Origin of the sequence: Candidatus Clostridium stratigraminis (assembly GCF_045310675.1) — a bacterium.
Lineage (GTDB): Bacteria > Bacillota > Clostridia > Clostridiales > Clostridiaceae > Clostridium_AT > Clostridium_AT stratigraminis.
In genome coordinates, this window is record NZ_JBJHZZ010000001.1 from 478,221 (window position 1) to 494,548 (window position 16,328).

The 16,328-nt window shown below is 32.5% G+C and carries 15 protein-coding genes, 1 pseudogene and 1 other annotated feature; of the genes and pseudogenes, 12 read left to right on the forward strand and 4 right to left on the reverse strand.

The genetic code is table 11. The features are described from left to right. The first annotated feature begins 59 nt into the window (after positions 1–59). On the forward strand, positions 60–365 hold the full coding sequence (locus ACJDUG_RS02315) for a hypothetical protein (RefSeq protein ID WP_406768266.1): 306 nt from the start codon (positions 60–62) through the stop codon (positions 363–365). A gap of 16 nt (positions 366–381) precedes the next feature. Beyond that, positions 382–1,335, forward strand: coding sequence for a substrate-binding domain-containing protein (locus ACJDUG_RS02320; protein WP_406768267.1), 954 nt, complete (start codon positions 382–384; stop codon positions 1,333–1,335). Positions 1,336–1,413: 78 nt separating this feature from the next. On the opposite strand, the gene ACJDUG_RS02325 is transcribed toward ACJDUG_RS02320, so the two are convergent. The 3 genes from ACJDUG_RS02325 to modA form a co-directional block, all read right to left on the reverse strand. Beyond that, positions 1,414–2,484: a sulfate/molybdate ABC transporter ATP-binding protein gene (locus tag ACJDUG_RS02325; protein WP_406768268.1), complete on the reverse strand. Its 1,071-nt coding sequence runs from the start codon at positions 2,482–2,484 to the stop codon at positions 1,414–1,416. Next, positions 2,484–3,170, reverse strand: a complete 687-nt coding sequence (gene modB / locus ACJDUG_RS02330; RefSeq protein ID WP_406768269.1) for a molybdate ABC transporter permease subunit — start codon at positions 3,168–3,170, stop codon at positions 2,484–2,486. Before modB ends, ACJDUG_RS02325 begins: the two co-directional genes overlap by 1 nt. A gap of 110 nt (positions 3,171–3,280) precedes the next feature. Further along, a complete protein-coding gene (gene modA / locus ACJDUG_RS02335; RefSeq protein ID WP_406768270.1) occupies positions 3,281–4,099 on the reverse strand; it encodes a molybdate ABC transporter substrate-binding protein in 819 nt (272 codons plus the stop codon). Positions 4,100–4,386: 287 nt separating this feature from the next. Here modA and ACJDUG_RS02340 point away from each other — a divergent pair, with 287 nt between their 5' ends. The 8 genes and pseudogenes from ACJDUG_RS02340 to ACJDUG_RS02375 all read left to right on the forward strand — a co-directional run bounded on the left by ACJDUG_RS02340 (position 4,387) and on the right by ACJDUG_RS02375 (position 13,463). Next, complete coding sequence (locus ACJDUG_RS02340) at positions 4,387–5,268, forward strand: sulfide/dihydroorotate dehydrogenase-like FAD/NAD-binding protein (protein ID WP_406768271.1); 882 nt, start codon at positions 4,387–4,389, stop codon at positions 5,266–5,268. 17 nt (positions 5,269–5,285) lie between these two features. Beyond that, positions 5,286–6,668: an NADPH-dependent glutamate synthase gene (gene gltA / locus ACJDUG_RS02345; RefSeq protein ID WP_406768272.1), complete on the forward strand. Its 1,383-nt coding sequence runs from the start codon at positions 5,286–5,288 to the stop codon at positions 6,666–6,668. A 96-nt stretch (positions 6,669–6,764) separates the two neighbouring features. Continuing rightward, the gene (locus ACJDUG_RS02350) at positions 6,765–8,378 is read left to right on the forward strand and encodes an N-acyl-D-amino-acid deacylase family protein (protein WP_406768273.1); all 1,614 of its coding nucleotides are present in this window, start codon (positions 6,765–6,767) and stop codon (positions 8,376–8,378) included. Between the two features lie 102 nt (positions 8,379–8,480). Continuing rightward, positions 8,481–8,807 (forward strand): annotated as a pseudogene (locus ACJDUG_RS02355) (DUF1904 family protein). A gap of 163 nt (positions 8,808–8,970) precedes the next feature. Next, positions 8,971–10,884 (forward strand): sensor domain-containing protein, encoded by a 1,914-nt coding sequence (locus tag ACJDUG_RS02360; protein ID WP_406768274.1) that lies wholly within the window; start codon positions 8,971–8,973, stop codon positions 10,882–10,884. A gap of 70 nt (positions 10,885–10,954) precedes the next feature. Next, entirely contained in the window at positions 10,955–12,022 is a 1,068-nt protein-coding gene (locus ACJDUG_RS02365; protein WP_406768275.1) for a mannose-1-phosphate guanylyltransferase, read from the forward strand. A gap of 157 nt (positions 12,023–12,179) precedes the next feature. Next, a complete protein-coding gene (locus tag ACJDUG_RS02370; RefSeq protein ID WP_406768276.1) occupies positions 12,180–12,734 on the forward strand; it encodes a GNAT family N-acetyltransferase in 555 nt (184 codons plus the stop codon). A 63-nt stretch (positions 12,735–12,797) separates the two neighbouring features. Beyond that, positions 12,798–13,463, forward strand: a complete 666-nt coding sequence (locus tag ACJDUG_RS02375) for a YoaK family protein (protein WP_406768277.1) — start codon at positions 12,798–12,800, stop codon at positions 13,461–13,463. A gap of 24 nt (positions 13,464–13,487) precedes the next feature. Here ACJDUG_RS02375 and ACJDUG_RS02380 read toward each other — a convergent pair whose 3' ends face one another. Then, positions 13,488–13,886, reverse strand: a complete 399-nt coding sequence (locus ACJDUG_RS02380) for a DUF6465 family protein (protein WP_406768278.1) — start codon at positions 13,884–13,886, stop codon at positions 13,488–13,490. Between the two features lie 268 nt (positions 13,887–14,154). Beyond that, positions 14,155–14,403: a binding site (T-box leader), on the forward strand. A 224-nt stretch (positions 14,404–14,627) separates the two neighbouring features. On the opposite strand from ACJDUG_RS02380, the gene ACJDUG_RS02385 reads away from it, so the two are divergent. Together ACJDUG_RS02385 and ACJDUG_RS02390 are read left to right on the forward strand one after the other, a co-directional pair. Beyond that, positions 14,628–15,623, forward strand: coding sequence for an amino acid ABC transporter substrate-binding protein (locus ACJDUG_RS02385; RefSeq protein ID WP_406768279.1), 996 nt, complete (start codon positions 14,628–14,630; stop codon positions 15,621–15,623). A gap of 12 nt (positions 15,624–15,635) precedes the next feature. Next, complete coding sequence (locus ACJDUG_RS02390; protein ID WP_406768280.1) at positions 15,636–16,319, forward strand: amino acid ABC transporter permease; 684 nt, start codon at positions 15,636–15,638, stop codon at positions 16,317–16,319. Positions 16,320–16,328: the final 9 nt, after the last annotated feature.

Below are 16,328 nucleotides of genomic sequence, written 5' to 3' on the forward strand. Positions count from 1 at the left end.
AGGTTATGATACAATAGTTTCATAATCTTTATTTTTATTAACTATTATGAGGTAATTATATGTTTAAAATAGAAGATATCCTTATTGGTGATTTTACTTCCTATCCAGAAGAAACCAGAAAAATTATGGAAGAATATACTGAAAAGCTTAGAGAAGCCATTAAAGAAGAATTAACAAGGGATTTAGCCGACAAAATGCTGAAGGATGTAGATAAAAGTAATGAGACCTTTATGAATATTTTAACTGAGATTTTGGAAAAGGGCTGTAAGGGTTATAATAAAATGCCAACTAGAACACTTTTAAATCTGTTCTTAGAAAAGAAAAGCAATGAAGACTTTATGAGGCTTTTAGAAAATATTAATTAATTGGAGGCTGCTTGCTATGTTAGAGAATTCTGCATTAACACCTGTAGAAGTTGCTGAAATATTAAAAATATCAAAGAATACAGTTTATGAACTAATAAAAAGAGGGGAACTTAAGGGTTACAAAGTAGGAAAAAAAGTAAGAGTTGATTTAAAGGATGTAGAAGAATATAAAAACAGCACCAAAAATTCTTCTAGGAATAATACAATAGTCGGCAAGTCAGCTTATTTTCCGGAAAAAATAAATAACTATACCTCTAATGAAAATACAAGCCTTGTAATAAGCGGACAGGATATAATGCTCGATATTCTTGCAAGATACTTAGAAGGACATCCTAATGGATGCCAAGCATTAAGATCCTATGAAGGGAGCTACAACGGCCTATATGCACTTTATAATGGTAAGGTTTCAGCAGCTACTACTCATTTGTGGGATGGGGAAACGGGTATTTATAACATACCCTATGTTAAAAGAATGCTTCCTGGTACACCCGCTGTAATAATTCATTTAGCTGAAAGAATGCAGGGGTTTTATGTAGCAAAAGGAAATAGAAAGAGCATTATTGGCTGGGAAGATATTTCACGGTCTGATATTACAATTATAAATAGAGAAAAGGGCAGCGGAGTGAGAATACTTTTAGATGAGAAATTAAGAAAGCTAGGCATTAGTACTTCTGAGGTAAATGGATATACAAAGGAAGCTTCCTCCCACCTTGCCATCGCAAGTGCTGTATCTAGAGGTGCTGCAGACCTTGGAATAGGCTGCGAAAAAAGTAGTCTTCAGGTAAAGGATATAGATTTTATACCTCTTCAAAGTGAGAGATATGAAATGGTAATTAAAAAAGAAGATTTTATAAAGCCTCATCTTCAAGCTATATATGAAATTTTAAATTCTGCAGAGTTTAAAGCTGAAATAGAAGGTATTGGAGGCTATGACATTAAAGATATGGGGAAAATAGTTGGAGAGACATAAATGAAATCTAAAATTCCATAAATGTAAAAGTACTAATATTTATATGCTTTTTAAACATGTTTTAAATATTGGTACTTTTTAATTTTTTTCATTTATAAATATTATTTTACTTTCATCTAAGTGTATCTTCCATGGTTTAGACATGCTTCTAATATTTTCCCACTTATCTATTGGTACTTCCCACACTAGATGATAGTCACTATTTTCTGAGACCTTTTCATCAAAACTTAAGTATACAAGCACACTAAAAGGTGTTTCAGAAGTATACAAGGGCCAGCTGTAAAAATTATTATAATTCTCACCATTATAAAATTGAATAAGGTTTTCCTTAATTCCAATATGAGTTATGCTTTCATTAATATGATTAGGAACCTTTATTTTAAGGCCCCAATCCAAGGCAGCTATATAATCAGAGGATACTTTCTTTGCAGCTGAAATATTTTTGTAGCCTAATAGTTTTGCTGTCTCGGCACTGGGCGGCTTTTTAAATATTTCTTTCTTATTTCCAATTGCTGCAATAGAGCCTTTAGATATAATCATTATATCCTCACATAGCTGATAGGCCTCATCTAAATTATGAGTAACATATAATGTGACTCCTTTGTATCTTGACAGCGTATTGCTCATCTCCCTAAGCATTACCCCTTTTAAATGATTGTCTAGTGCTGATAAAGGTTCGTCTAGAAAAAGTGCTTCAGGGTTTACTGCTAACGCTCTTGCAATTGCAGCCCTTTGCTGCTGGCCACCAGAGATTTCATGAGGATATCTTTTTCTTAATTCTTCGATGTGCATTAAGCTTAACAGCTTATCTACAATATTATTTTGTTCTTCTTTAGTTTTCTTATATAGTGCATATTTTATATTATTTTCTACAGTCATATGAGGAAAAAGTGCATAGTTCTGAAAAAGGAAGCCTATCTTTCTATCTTTTATAGGAACATTAATGTTATTACTTGAATCAAATAAAGTTCTGCCATTTAGAATTATCCTACCTTCGTCAGGTGTTACAAGTCCAGAAATACATTTAAGAGTCATGCTTTTGCCAGAACCAGATTCCCCTAGTATACCTAATCTAGAATTTTTACATTCAAAATTAACATTGAGTTTAAAATCTGATAAGTTCTTTTTAATATCTACTATAAGTTCCATTAATTTTTAGCTCCTGTATTCATATGAGTTGTTCCATGATTTGACCAGTAGTTGGTAGAAAATATAACAGCCAGTGATAATAGAAAAATAATCAAAACCCAATACATAGCAGTTTTCATATCTCCACCTTCAACTGAAAAAAATATTGCAACAGGTATAGTTTGAGTTTTGCCAGGAATGTTTCCAGCCATCATAAGAGTAGCACCAAATTCCCCTAATGACCTAGCAAAGGAAAGTACAGTTCCAGCTGCTATTCCAGGCCATGCTAGAGGTACTATAATGGTCCAAAATATTCGACCTTCAGAAATTCCAAGAGTTCTAGCTGCATTAGATATATTCTTATCAAGCTGATGAAAGGCTCCTAAGGTGGTTTTATACATTAGAGGGAAAGAAACAACCGTTGCGGCAATAACTGTTGCAGGCCAGGAAAAAATAAGATGTATTCCAATTGAAAATAAAACTTTTCCTATTGGCCCATTTTTTCCAAAAATCAATAGTAAAAAAAAGCCTAGGACCGTGGGAGGAAGAACCATAGGAAGTGTAAAAAGGGCATCAAGAAAAACCTTGAATCCGCCTTTCCTCCTCGACATGAACCATGCTGTGCCAATACCTAAGAAAAAGGTTATTAATGTTGAAGCTACAGCAGTTTTACATGATATCCATAAAGGTGAAAGATCAAAATTCAAGGTTTATCCCCCCAGTATTCCTTAAAAGCACAGAACAATTATTAATTATTCTGCCCCCAGTATTCCTTTTAAGCACTCAAGGATTACCAATCATTGAGCCTCCAGTATTCTTATATGCCTGCTAATTTAAAACCGTATTTTTCAAATACAGCTTTAGCTTTATCATCACTTAAATATTTAAGGAAAGCTTTAGCTGCATCAATATTTTTACTATCTTTAATTACTGCTTCCGGATATACAATTTGAGAATGTAAATCTGAGGCTGCTTTTTCAACTACCTTAACCTTTGTTGAAGCCTTGGCATCAGTTGCATATACTAACCCTGCATCAGCATTTCCTGTTTCAACCCAGGATAGAACTTCTTTTACATCCTTACCGTATACAGTCTTTGCTTTAACTTTATCAAGAATTCCTAGCTTTGTAAATACTTCCTCAGCATATTGGCCAGCAGGTACACTTTTTGGTTCACCAAGTGCTATTTTCTTTACTTTATCTGTTGTTAAGTCCTTAAAGGAAGTAATATCAGTGCTGTCCTTTGGAGCAACTAATACCACATCATTTAATAGTAAGTTTTTCTTAGTATCTTTTAACAATAAATCCTTGCTGTCTAGAGCTTCCATCTGTTTAGTTGCAGCTGATAAAAATATATCTACAACTGCACCTTGTTCAATTTGCTGCTGTAGTGTTCCAGATGATCCATAGTTAATTGTTAATGTAACATTAGGATTTGCAGCAGTATATAGAGTTTTAACTTCATCTAGTGAGTCCTTTAAGCTGGCTGCTGCAGAAATTGTTAAATTTACCTTGGCTGCTTCCTTTGTATCTGCAGCTGGTGTTTTAGTGGTATCTGCATTTTTTGTGCATCCTGAAAATAAGAATATTGAAGCAGCAATAAGTGATGTTGTAATGATTTTTAGTGACTTATTCATATAATCCCCCGAATAGCTTATATTTACAAAACAACACAAAACACAATAAAACATTACATTGTATAACGTTTTATATTGTTATATCTATTTATATTTTCTCATAAATATGATTTTTGTCAATACTCATAATATTTTGTATTTACAATTTAAATATAATAAAAAGCTTTAGTATTATGAATTTGAATTATTGAAATATATATTTTTAATTTGATAAAAAACCATTTTAGCATTATTATATAATTAAGAATATTTCGTTATTTTTGATATTTAAGGGGGTTAATGTAGAAATGTATAAAATTATTGACAAAAGAATATTGGCACCTAATATTTATTTAATGGATGTACAAGCTGAAAGGATCTCCAAGTCTGCGAAGCCAGGACAATTCTTGATAATTAAAATGCATGAGAAAGGTGAGAGAATACCTCTTACAATCTGCGATTATGATGCCTCTCAGGGTACTGTTACTATTGTGTTCCAATCTATGGGAACGTCTACAAAGGAAATGGCGAACTTTGAAGTTGGAGATAGTTTTTCAGATGTTGTGGGACCACTAGGGCAACCATCTGAAATGGTACATGAAGATTTAAATGATTTAAGAAATAAAAGTATAATGTTTATTGCAGGTGGAGTCGGCACGGCTCCAGTATATCCACAAGTTAAATGGCTTCATGAGAGGGGCATAGATGCTGATGTTATTGTTGGAAGCAAAAATAAAGAAATGCTTATATTAGAAGATGAAATGAAATCAGTAGCTGGAAACTTATATGTAGGCACAGATGATGGATCATATGGCTTTAAGGGAATGGTTACTGATCTATTAAGGGATTTAGTTGAAAATAAAGGCAAGCATTATGATCTAGTAGTTGCTATAGGGCCAATGATAATGATGAAGTTTGTAGCAAGGCTTACAAAGGAACTTGGAATACATACTATAGTTAGCTTAAATCCAATAATGGTAGATGGAACTGGGATGTGCGGTGCCTGCAGAGTAACAGTAGAAGGTAAAACTAAGTTTGCCTGTGTTGATGGGCCAGAGTTTGATGGCCATTTAGTTGACTTTGATGAGGCAATGAGAAGACAAACTATGTATAAGACTGAAGAAGCACAAGCGCAATTTAGAGAAGAGCATCGTAATAATGGCGGCGGCTGTTGTGGATGTGAGAAATAACGGGGAGGATTAAACAGATGGATAAAATGAAGAAGACACCGATAGCTGAACAAGATGCGAAAGAAAGATCAAGAAACTTTAAAGAGGTTTGCTTAGGATATACAGCTGAAGAAGCTATGCAAGAGGCAAGCAGATGTTTAAATTGTAAGAAGCCAATGTGTGTTACTGATTGCCCGGTAACTATAGGAATACCAGAATTTATACAGCATGTTAAAAATGGTGAGTTTGAGGAAGCAGCGAAGGTTATAGCAAGGCAAAGTGCACTTCCAGCTGTATGTGGTAGAGTATGTCCACAAGAAACCCAATGTGAAGGAAAATGCATACTAGGAATAAAAGGTGAGAGTGTAGCTATAGGAAAGCTTGAAAGGTTTGTAGCAGATTGGTCTAGAGAAAATAATATAGACCTAACTGAAAGAGAAGAAAGTAAAGGTAAGAAAGTAGCAGTTATAGGAAGCGGCCCTGCAGGGCTTACTTGTGCAGGAGATCTTGCTAAGCTAGGTTACGAGGTAACTATTTTTGAGGCACTGCATGAACCGGGTGGAGTTTTGGTCTATGGGATTCCGGAATTTAGGCTGCCAAAAGACACTGTAGTTAAGCATGAAATTGAAAATGTTAAGAAGCTTGGAGTAAAAATAGAAACCAATGTTATAATAGGAAGAACAGTAACTATTGATGAGCTCTTAAATGATGAAAAATTTGATGCTGTATTCATTGGATCAGGTGCTGGGCTTCCAAAGTTTATGGGGATACCTGGAGAAAACTTTAATGGAGTCTTTTCAGCTAATGAGTTCTTAACAAGGAATAATCTAATGAAGGCTTTCAAGGAAGAATATGATACTCCTATAAAAGTTGGGCAAAAAGTAGCTGTAGTTGGAGGTGGAAACGTGGCTATGGACGCGGCTAGAACTGCACTTAGACTTGGCTCAGAAGTGCATATAGTTTATAGACGTTCTGAGTCTGAGCTTCCAGCTAGAGTTGAAGAAGTGCATCATGCTAAAGAAGAGGGAGTAATATTTGACCTTTTAACTAATCCGACAGAAATCCTTGCAGACGAAAAGGGATGGGTTAAAGGTATGAAGTGCATAAAGATGGAGCTTGGAGAGCCGGATGCCTCAGGAAGAAGAAAACCTGTTGAAATTAAAGACTCAGAATATATCATGGATGTTGATACAGTAATAATGTCATTAGGTACTTCTCCAAATCCATTAATATCTTCAACAACTAAAGGCTTAGAAGTGGATAAGAGAAAGTGTATCATTGCTGATGAAGAAACTGGCCTGACAACTAAGGGAAAAGTGTATGCTGGTGGAGATGCAGTGACAGGAGCTGCTACAGTTATACTTGCAATGGGAGCAGGTAAAAAGGCAGCAAAGGCTATACATGAATTCTTAAATGCCTAATTAAATGCATCAATTTATAAAGGGGTTAAATAGGGTTTTATTTGCTGCTGAAAAGGTTTATGATAGCATTGAGCTATACTTATAACCTATGAAAGGATGATGACCTTGATAGACCTTATAATTAGTAATGGAACAATTGTTGATGGAACGGGAAAGCCTTCTTATAAGGCTGATATAGCTATTTCAGAAGGTAAAATAGCAGCTATTTCAGAAAATATGAAGCTTGAAGCTAGAGAAACCATTGATGCAAGTGGTTTAATTGTAACTCCAGGTTTTATAGATGTTCATAGTCATAATGACCTTGTACCATTTATGGGAGATAGTCTAAAAGTTTTAAAGCTATATCAGGGAGTTACAACTGAGCTTGTAGGACAATGCGGACTTGGAGTTGTTCCTATTGCTGAAAATGAAAACAAAGTTTGGAAGGACTACGTAAGAGGTGTTGTGGGAGATCCTGATATTAAGTGGAATTTTAATAATATGCAGGACTATATGGATAAAATAAGTAATGAAGGACTTAAAAACAATTATGCTGTACTTATTTCCCATGGTGCTATTAGGACTAAAGTTTTAGGCTTTGATAATAGAACGCCTAATGAAGCTGAACTTAATAAGATGTGTTCAATACTTAAGGAAGCTATGGAAGATGGAGCCTATGGAATGTCTATTGGCCTACAGTATATGCCAGCTATTTTCAGCAATAAAGAAGAGTTAATAGCAATGTGCAAGATAGTGAAACAATATGATGGGATTATTATGGTTCACTTAAGAAATCATGATGACTCAATAATAAATGCACTTGATGAAATTATTGAAATTGCAGAGACTTCTTCAGTAAGACTTCATATTTCACATTTAAGGTCTTATGCATCAAAGGCTTTAGGCTGCAGTGCTGACACATTAATTGCAATTGTAAATAAGGCTTTTTACAGAGGTGTAGCTATTACCTATGATGAACATCTTTATCTTTCGGGAAGTACACTTATGACACAGCTTTTGCCTCCTTGGGTAACGAAGGGAGGAACTGAAGTCATGCTTCTTAGGCTTAAAGATAAAAATGTATTGGACAAGCTTAAAAAAGAACTTTTCAGTAGTAAAACCCATTATACTGGCTGGGATAATTACAGTTATATTACAGGCTTTGATGGAGTGCTTATTACCTCAGTAAATAAAAAAGAAAATTACAGATATATTGGCAGAACTGTTGGTGATCTAGCAAAAGAATTATCAATACATCCAGTAGATTTCTTAGCTAAGCTTTTAGTAGAAGAACAAACAGGTGTAGGAATAGTTACCATCAATGTGTTTTCCTATGAAGATACAGTTAAACTAATAAATCATCCTCTTCAAATGGTAGGATCAGACAGTATACCTGCTGGTGTGCCTCATCCTCGTCTTTATGGGAACTTCCCATTATATATAGGGAAATTTGTTAGAGATAGAAAGGCCTTAAGTTTAGAAGAAGCAATATACAAGTGTACGCTGCTTCCAGCTAAAACCTTGGGGCTTAAGGAAACTGGAGAGCTTTCCATATATAAGAAGGCGGATATTACAATATTTAATTACAATGAAATAAAAGCCTATGAAGATTATAATAATCCTACGAAAGCACCCAAGGGGATTAAATATGTTATTATTAATGGCAACATAGCACTTAAAAATGGTGAGGTTTGCAGGGAAAGCTATGGCAAGGTTCTTAAATATAACTAAATTATAAGAGGTTTAAGCCTTAAATGGGCTTAAACGAGTTGTTTGCGAAGGGGAATGAGTACGCTAAACAACTCTGCGTTCCGACTAAAGGAGGATATTTTTATGCCGCAATTAAAATTTAAAGCAATAGAGGCAGAAAAGCTGCGCAGTATAAGTAAGGAACTAATAGATGAATTAGAAGAGCTTCTTCAATGTCCTAGAAGCTACTTTTCACTAGAAATACCGCAAGTACTATTCATTAAGGATGGTGAGTATGATAACGGAAGTCCTGTAGTTGAGGTTTCATAGTTTGATAGGGGGCAGGAAGTTCAAGATAATGCTGCACAAATTATAACTAAGTATGTTAATAATATAGGCTATAGGGATGTTGATGTAATATTTACAAAGCTTAAAGAAAATAGATATTATGAAAATGGAGAGCATTTTTAGTTAAATGAAATAAGAAAAGCTATGTTTTAGTATAGGTATTAAATCTATCTAAACATAGCTTTTTTTATAAAAAATGAGATGTTTTAAAACAAAATAAATAAAGAGTTAAATTGTAAAAACGATAATAAGAACATAGTTGAATATGAGAGGATGTGTAGGTCGATTGAGTAAGATAAACAATTATTGTAATAATAATTACTTAAACAAGGATAATTTGATTGATAGTAACTTATGCAATCCAAAGCCTACTGAAGTTATTTTGAGCTGTGATAATGGGAATGAATTGGTATGTAAAGCTAGACAATTTTCTATAGATTTAGTTGATAATGGAGACCTATTCGTAAATATATGGAAACTAGATGGTACGTTAATAAAATTTAATAACTTTGCTCAAATGAAAACTGGATTTAGAGAAGAAGAAGTTTTAGGAAATAGATGGGTTAATACATTATTACATCAAAGTGATGCAGTGGAACTTTTAGAGATGTTTGATAAAGTGAAAAAAGGCTATATACCACCTTCAATAGAATGTGAGCTTTATTGCAAAACTGGTAATGCTCTAAAAATAATTTGGTCTAACTACATAATGAAGGATAAGTTTAATAAACCATTTCTAGCTGTATCAGTGGGAATGGATGTTACAGAGTTAAAAGAGACAACCAATAAACTAAAAATAAGTAATAGTAAGCTGAAAAATATGAACAATAAATTAGAATTATCACATAAGCAGTTAGAGAGACAACTAGTAGAACAAAAAAAGATTAAAGAATCTATTTATAGAATGGCATACTACGATGAGCTAACTGGCTTATTAAATAGGACTATGTTTTTAAAAGAACTTTCACTGGAGCTAACCTTGGCTAAAAAAAGCGGTGGTAAAGTTGCTTTATTATTTATGGATATTGATAACTTCAAGAATATAAATGATACTCTAGGACATAACAATGGAGATATATTATTAAAAGTTATTGGAGATAATATTGGATCTTTAACTAACGAGGATTTTATAGCTGCTAGATTTGGCGGTGACGAATTTGCTATACTAATTAAGAATATAAAAAGTAAAGAAGACATTCAAAATGCATGTACTAAAGTAATAAAAGAATTTAAGAGGCCCATAAATATTAAAAATAGAGAATTTAATATAACAATAAGTATTGGGGCTGCAATGTATTCTGATGACATTCAAGATGAATATACTTTGCTAAAAAATGCGGATATTGCTATGTATTATTCAAAAGAGCATGGTAGAAATGAATTTGCTTTGTATAATAATGATATGAAACTTCAAGTGTTAGAGAAATTAGAACTAGAAAACGGCCTAAAAAACGCATTAAAAAATAATGAATTTTGTATATATTATCAGCCTCAAATAGCAATAGATAAAAATGAAATTGTTGGAGTAGAGGCATTAGTAAGATGGGTCCACCCAGTGAAAGGGATAATTTCGCCTATAAAATTTATAAAAGTAGCAGAAGAGACAGATATAATAATACAAATGGGTGAGTTAGTACTTCTAAAGGCATGCGAGCAATTTACCGAATGGAAGAGAAATGGTATTGAACTGAAGCGGCTAGCTGTTAATGTTTCTGCAAGGCAGTTTGAACAAAGTAATTTCACAGCAATTATAAAAAAAATAATAGAAGAAACAAATATGAATGGTGAATATCTGGAATTGGAAATTACAGAAAGCATAGCAATGAAAAATTTAGATTACACTATAAATGTTATAAATGAACTCAAAAAACTAAATATTAAAGTATCATTAGATGATTTTGGAACCGGATATTCCTCCCTGAATTATTTAATGAGATTACCTATAAATACATTAAAAATAGATAAGTCCTTTATAGAAAATATTAAACTAAATTCTAATAAGGAGATTATTGCAAAAACAATAATTACTCTTGCAAGAAATATGAACTTAGATGTTATCGCTGAAGGTGTTGAAACTTATGAGCAATTAGAATTTCTCAAAAAAAATAAGTGTGATATTGCTCAGGGATATTTATTTAGCGAACCAATACCAGAAGATAATTTTATTAAAATGATTAAAAATAAGATAATACATTGGTAACAAAGTCTAGTAACCAATAACTCTAAATTTTCATACTATAACATTGTAACACTATTTGGAGTGATAGTTATTGATATATGCCTTAATATTAGCTGGTGGAAAAGGACTGCGATTGTATCCTTTATCTAGAGATAAAAAACCAAAGCAGTTTTTAAAAGTTATTAACAACAAAAGTTTTTTAAGGAACACCGTAGATAGAATTAAGCCTCTGATTAATAAAGAAAATATATATGTTGTTACAAATGAAGAATACTTAGATAAAATCTATGAAGAACTTCCTGAAATCTTGAAAGAAAATATTTTTGTGGAACCTGCAAATAAGGAGACATCTACCTGCATAGGGTTATCTGCTGTAAAACTTCTTAAAATGGACAAAGATGCCGTTATGGTTATACTACCTTCAGATCATTATATTGAGGGTGATAAATTATTTATTGATACACTTTCACAGGCTGTAGAAACTGCTGAGCATAGAAGGGGACTTATAACCATTGGAGTAACCCCAACAAGGCCTGAAACTGGCTATGGCTATATAGAAATGGGTGAAAGAATTAATGGTGATATTGCAACCTTTAAAGTAGAAAGATTTACAGAGAAACCTAACATTGAAGTAGCTAAAGACTTTCTTCTAAAAGGCACTTATCTTTGGAACAGTGGTATGTTTGTGTGGAGAGCAGATGTGTTCCTAAGAGAAATGGAAAAATATCTACCTAAAATGTATAGAAACATGATGAATATTTATCAAAGTATCGGCACAGAAAATGAAGCTATAACTATTAAGGAACAATACGATCTTATAGATGGAATTTCAGTGGATTTTGGAGTTATGCAGAAGACCAGAAGGGCTTATGTTATAAAATGTGAATTTGCCTGGGATGATATAGGTACCTTTGCTTCCATGGGTAGGTTTCTTAATATTTTTAGAGGTAATAATGTTTCAGGAACTACCTATATGGAACAATGTGAAAATTGTTTTGTTTTTGGGAGGGATAAGCTTATAATTGGTTTTGGAATTAAAGACTTAGTAATAGTTGACGCTGGAGATGTAATTTTGGTAATGGATAAAAACAAAGATCAGGAAATAAAACATCTTGTTAATGGCCTTAATGACCAGGAAGGCTTATCCGAATTTCTATAAAGTATTTAAAATTACAGGTGTTTTAATAATGCACCTGTTTTTTTGAATAATTAAGCAATGTAAGTAATTAAAATTATTATGAAAACGGTATGATAAATTGATAATTAAAACAATAATTTGTATAATTAAGTAAATAATATTTTTATAGGAGAATAGTATGGATACAAACTTATTTCATGAATTAAAAGGCCCAAAAGTCTATTTTAAACCATTAAATATTGGAGATGCTCAAGAAATACATAATTATGCTTCAGATGAAGATGTTTCACGCTTCATAGGGTGGAATTTAATGAATACCTTAGATGACACTTGTAAATATATTGAGATCATGTTAAAACGTGAATCAGTAGGTACTCATTTATATGCTTCCGTTGCTCTAAAAACAACTCATGAAATTATTGGCACAGCTATGATTTTTAATTTTGACAAAGAAGCAAACCAAGCAGAAATAGGTTATGTATTTCATAAAGACCATTGGGGTAAGGGTTATGGAAGGGAGTGCGTTGCTTTGATAAGCGATTTCGCCTTTGAATCACTTAAACTGCACAAACTACATGCCACTGTTGTTGATGTAAATATTGGTTCTTCTCGAATATTAGAAAAGAACGGATATTTGCTGGAAGGAAGATTAAAAGATCACTTTTTTATTGAAAATAAATATTATGATGCATTGTTATTTGGTAAAATTCAAAATATGAAGGATAGCAAATAAGAACTCTTTACTTTTAATTTTAGATCTGCATATTTAAATGACAATTGAATGGAGGTACTAGCTATGTTTAGAAGAAAATATGCACAGATGTCAGAATCATATTTCCTAGGAGTATTACTTACAATGGTAGGCGGATTTTTAGATGCTCATACATATATTTCACGAGGAAATGTTTTTGCCAATGCCCAAACTGGAAATATTATTTTGTGGGGCTTAAATCTAGCAGAAAAAAATTGGACTAAGGCATTTCATTATATGATTCCTATATTGGCATTTGTTTTTGGAGTTTTTATTTCAGAAAAGATTAAAAGTAAATTTAAACATAATTCTAGTATACATTGGAGACAAATTGTAGTTGGAATAGAAATTATAGTTTTAGCTATTGTTTCATTTATTCCACCAGGAAATATGAATATTATTGCAAATTCAGCTGTTTCTTTTGTCTGTTCTTTGCAATACGATAGTTTTCGAAGATATACAACAACCTTTTGCACCGGCAATCTTCGTATTGCAACAGAGCAGTTATTTATATACACACATACAAAAAATACTAATGCTAGAACTAAGAGTATACAAACCTATGGTATTATCTTCTTTTTTATTGTTGGAGTTGTTTTAGGAGCCTTTTTAACAAAAGTTTTTATTGAAAAAGCTCTGTTATTTAATTGTGCTTTATTAATTATTATATTTTGCATGATGTTTATTAAAGAAGATAATGTAAAAAAATAAGCCGCGAGTTACCCGCGGCTTTTTTTATAATTCTACTGTATAAGTCTCATTTTCATTAATTACACAATATACCTTATTATCTTCAGGTTTGTAATATAATTTTAAACTTTTAAGCTTTAGCATTTCTACTTTAGTTTCAAGTTCCGTATATATTTTTTCAAGTATTTTTTCGTAAGATACTTGTTTGCCATAAAATTCTATAAACAATTCTGGTTTTAAGGATTTCTTCTTTACTTTTTTAGTTGTTTCTAAAACTATTTTTTCCCCGTTGTCAACAATAGTTACAACCTTGTCTTTTAAGTCCCTTGTAGCTTTACTAACATTTTCCTTTGTAATAGTTTTTGTTACATCCTGGGCAGCTTTTTTAGCTGCGTCAGTAACATCGTTTATTACCTTGTTGATATCCTTTTTTTTACTTACCATTTTCATCCCTCCATATTTTTTATAATGATTATACCATAAATATCCATAATGTTTGGGAGAAGTTTCTAGAGACATCGTTTTCAATTTAAAATTTTTAACTTTCATTTTCATGTGAATAGTAAAAGTTTTGAGAATAACAAGCTATAATAATAAAATTATTATAGCTTGCAAAGGAGTTTCTTAATAATAATTAATAAAAAAGTTGACAGAAATAGTCGGATTATATATAATTAGCTCATCGAGATTGTTTCTTAAGTATTATGAAAATAAAAATGCTGTGATAAGAAATAGTAGCATAGGGTAAGCTGACAGAGAAGAATCCTCTTAGCTGAAAGGGATTCTAAGTGTAACTTGTGTGAATGCGTCTTTGAGCACTGCCTCGAACAAAGTAGACGGCAGCGTGTACGCACGTTAAAGCGTTAAGGTATGTTAGTACCTGATTATAAGATATCATTATATTTTATTTATGTTAATGATAATTAGAGTGGAACCGCGGAATATAACTCCTGCCTCTATGTATATAGAGGCAGGAGTTTTTTGTTTTTAATCCAGAATTTTCATTTTGATATTTGCTTAGGAATAAAATCTTTAAATTAATTTAATTTGGAGGTGTTATTTTGAAAATTGAATCATTATTAATTCATGGAGGAATAGATGGGGATGAGCATACTGGTACTGTTAATGTGCCAATATACCAGACCTCTACTTACAAATAGCCAAAGTTTGGAGTAAACAAGGGCTATGACACATGGCTCCTTACCATATGATTTAAGACAAAAGGTTGGAATTGTAGATAATTTAATAAGGTTATCTGTGGGCATAGAAAGCTCAGAGGATATAATTAAGGATTTGGAAAATGCATTTAAAAATAGTATTTTAAAAGAAACAATAAAAAAATATAATTTTGGAGGAATAGTAATGAAAAAAAGAAATTTATTTATTAGCGCAGCATTAGCATTAGCAGTAGTTTTAGGTGTTACAGGCTGCACAACAAATACACAAAGAAATAACGCAGCATCACAAAAAACACCAAGCAATTTATTAGAAACAATTAAGAGTAATGGTAAAATTCGAATAGGTACTGAAGGTACCTATGCTCCTTTTACTTTCCATGATAAAGATGGCAAGTTAACTGGTTTTGATGTAGATATAGCAAATGAGATTGCAGCTCGACTCGGAGTTAAGGCGGAATTTGTTGAGACAAAATGGGATGGAATGTTTGCTGGTCTTGATGCAAAGAGATTTGATGCGGTAATAAATGAAGTTTCAATTAGACCTGATCGTGAAGCTAAATATGATTTTTCAACTCCATATATAGTTTCAAGAGCAGTACTTGTTGTAAGAAATGATAATACTGATATTACAAAGTTTGAAGATTTAAAGGGTAAGAAATCTGCACAATCTTTAACAAGTAATCTTGCAGATATAGCAAAAAAATATGGTGCTCAAATCGTAACAAGTGATAGCTTTAATCAATCTGTGGACTTATTAACCTCAAAGAGAGTAGATGCTACTATTAATGATAGCTTATCTTACTTAGATCTTAAAAAGCAAAAGCCAGATGCTCCTATAAAGACTGTTGCTGATTACAACAATGCAGAGCAAAGTGCCATTTTATTTAATAAGGGCAACAAGGAACTAGTGGATGCTGTAAATAAGGCCCTTGCTGATATGAAGGCAGATGGAACCTACTTGAAGATATCAAATAAATGGTTTGGTACTGACGTTTCAAAATAAAGTGGTGATAAAATGAATTTCGATGATAATACCTTAAGAATTATAAATATACTAAAAGACTCCTTTTTTCCAATGTTAAAGGCGGGACTGCAGTTTACAGTTCCCCTTACCCTAGTATCTTTTATATTAGGATTAGTTCTTGCACTGCTTACAGCTCTAGCAAGATTATCAAAATTTAAGCCCCTTGCATTAATTGCTAGATTTTATGTTTGGATAATAAGAGGAACTCCATTATTAGTTCAATTATTTATTATATTTTATGGGCTTCCTATGGCTGGCATAACACTTAATGAATTAACAGCTGCTATAATAGGATTCACTCTAAGTGTAGGTGCATATAATTCTGAAGTTATAAGAGCAGCAATTTTATCTATTCCTAAGGGGCAGTGGGAAGCTGCTTATTCTATTGGTATGACAGATAATCAAGCACTTAGAAGAGTAATTTTACCTCAAGCAGCCAGAGTATCAATACCGCCCTTAGCAAATTCTTTTATTAGCCTTGTTAAAGATACCTCACTTGCAGCTGCCATTACTGTTGCTGAAATGTTTCAAATAGCACAGAGAATAACAGCTGCAACCTATGAGCCGCTTTGGATATATTGTGAAGTAGCAGTAATCTATCTTATATTCTGCAGCATATTATCAGCGCTTCAGAATAAATTGGAGAAAAGACTTGCACGTTATGTGACAAAGTAGTGGTAAAGG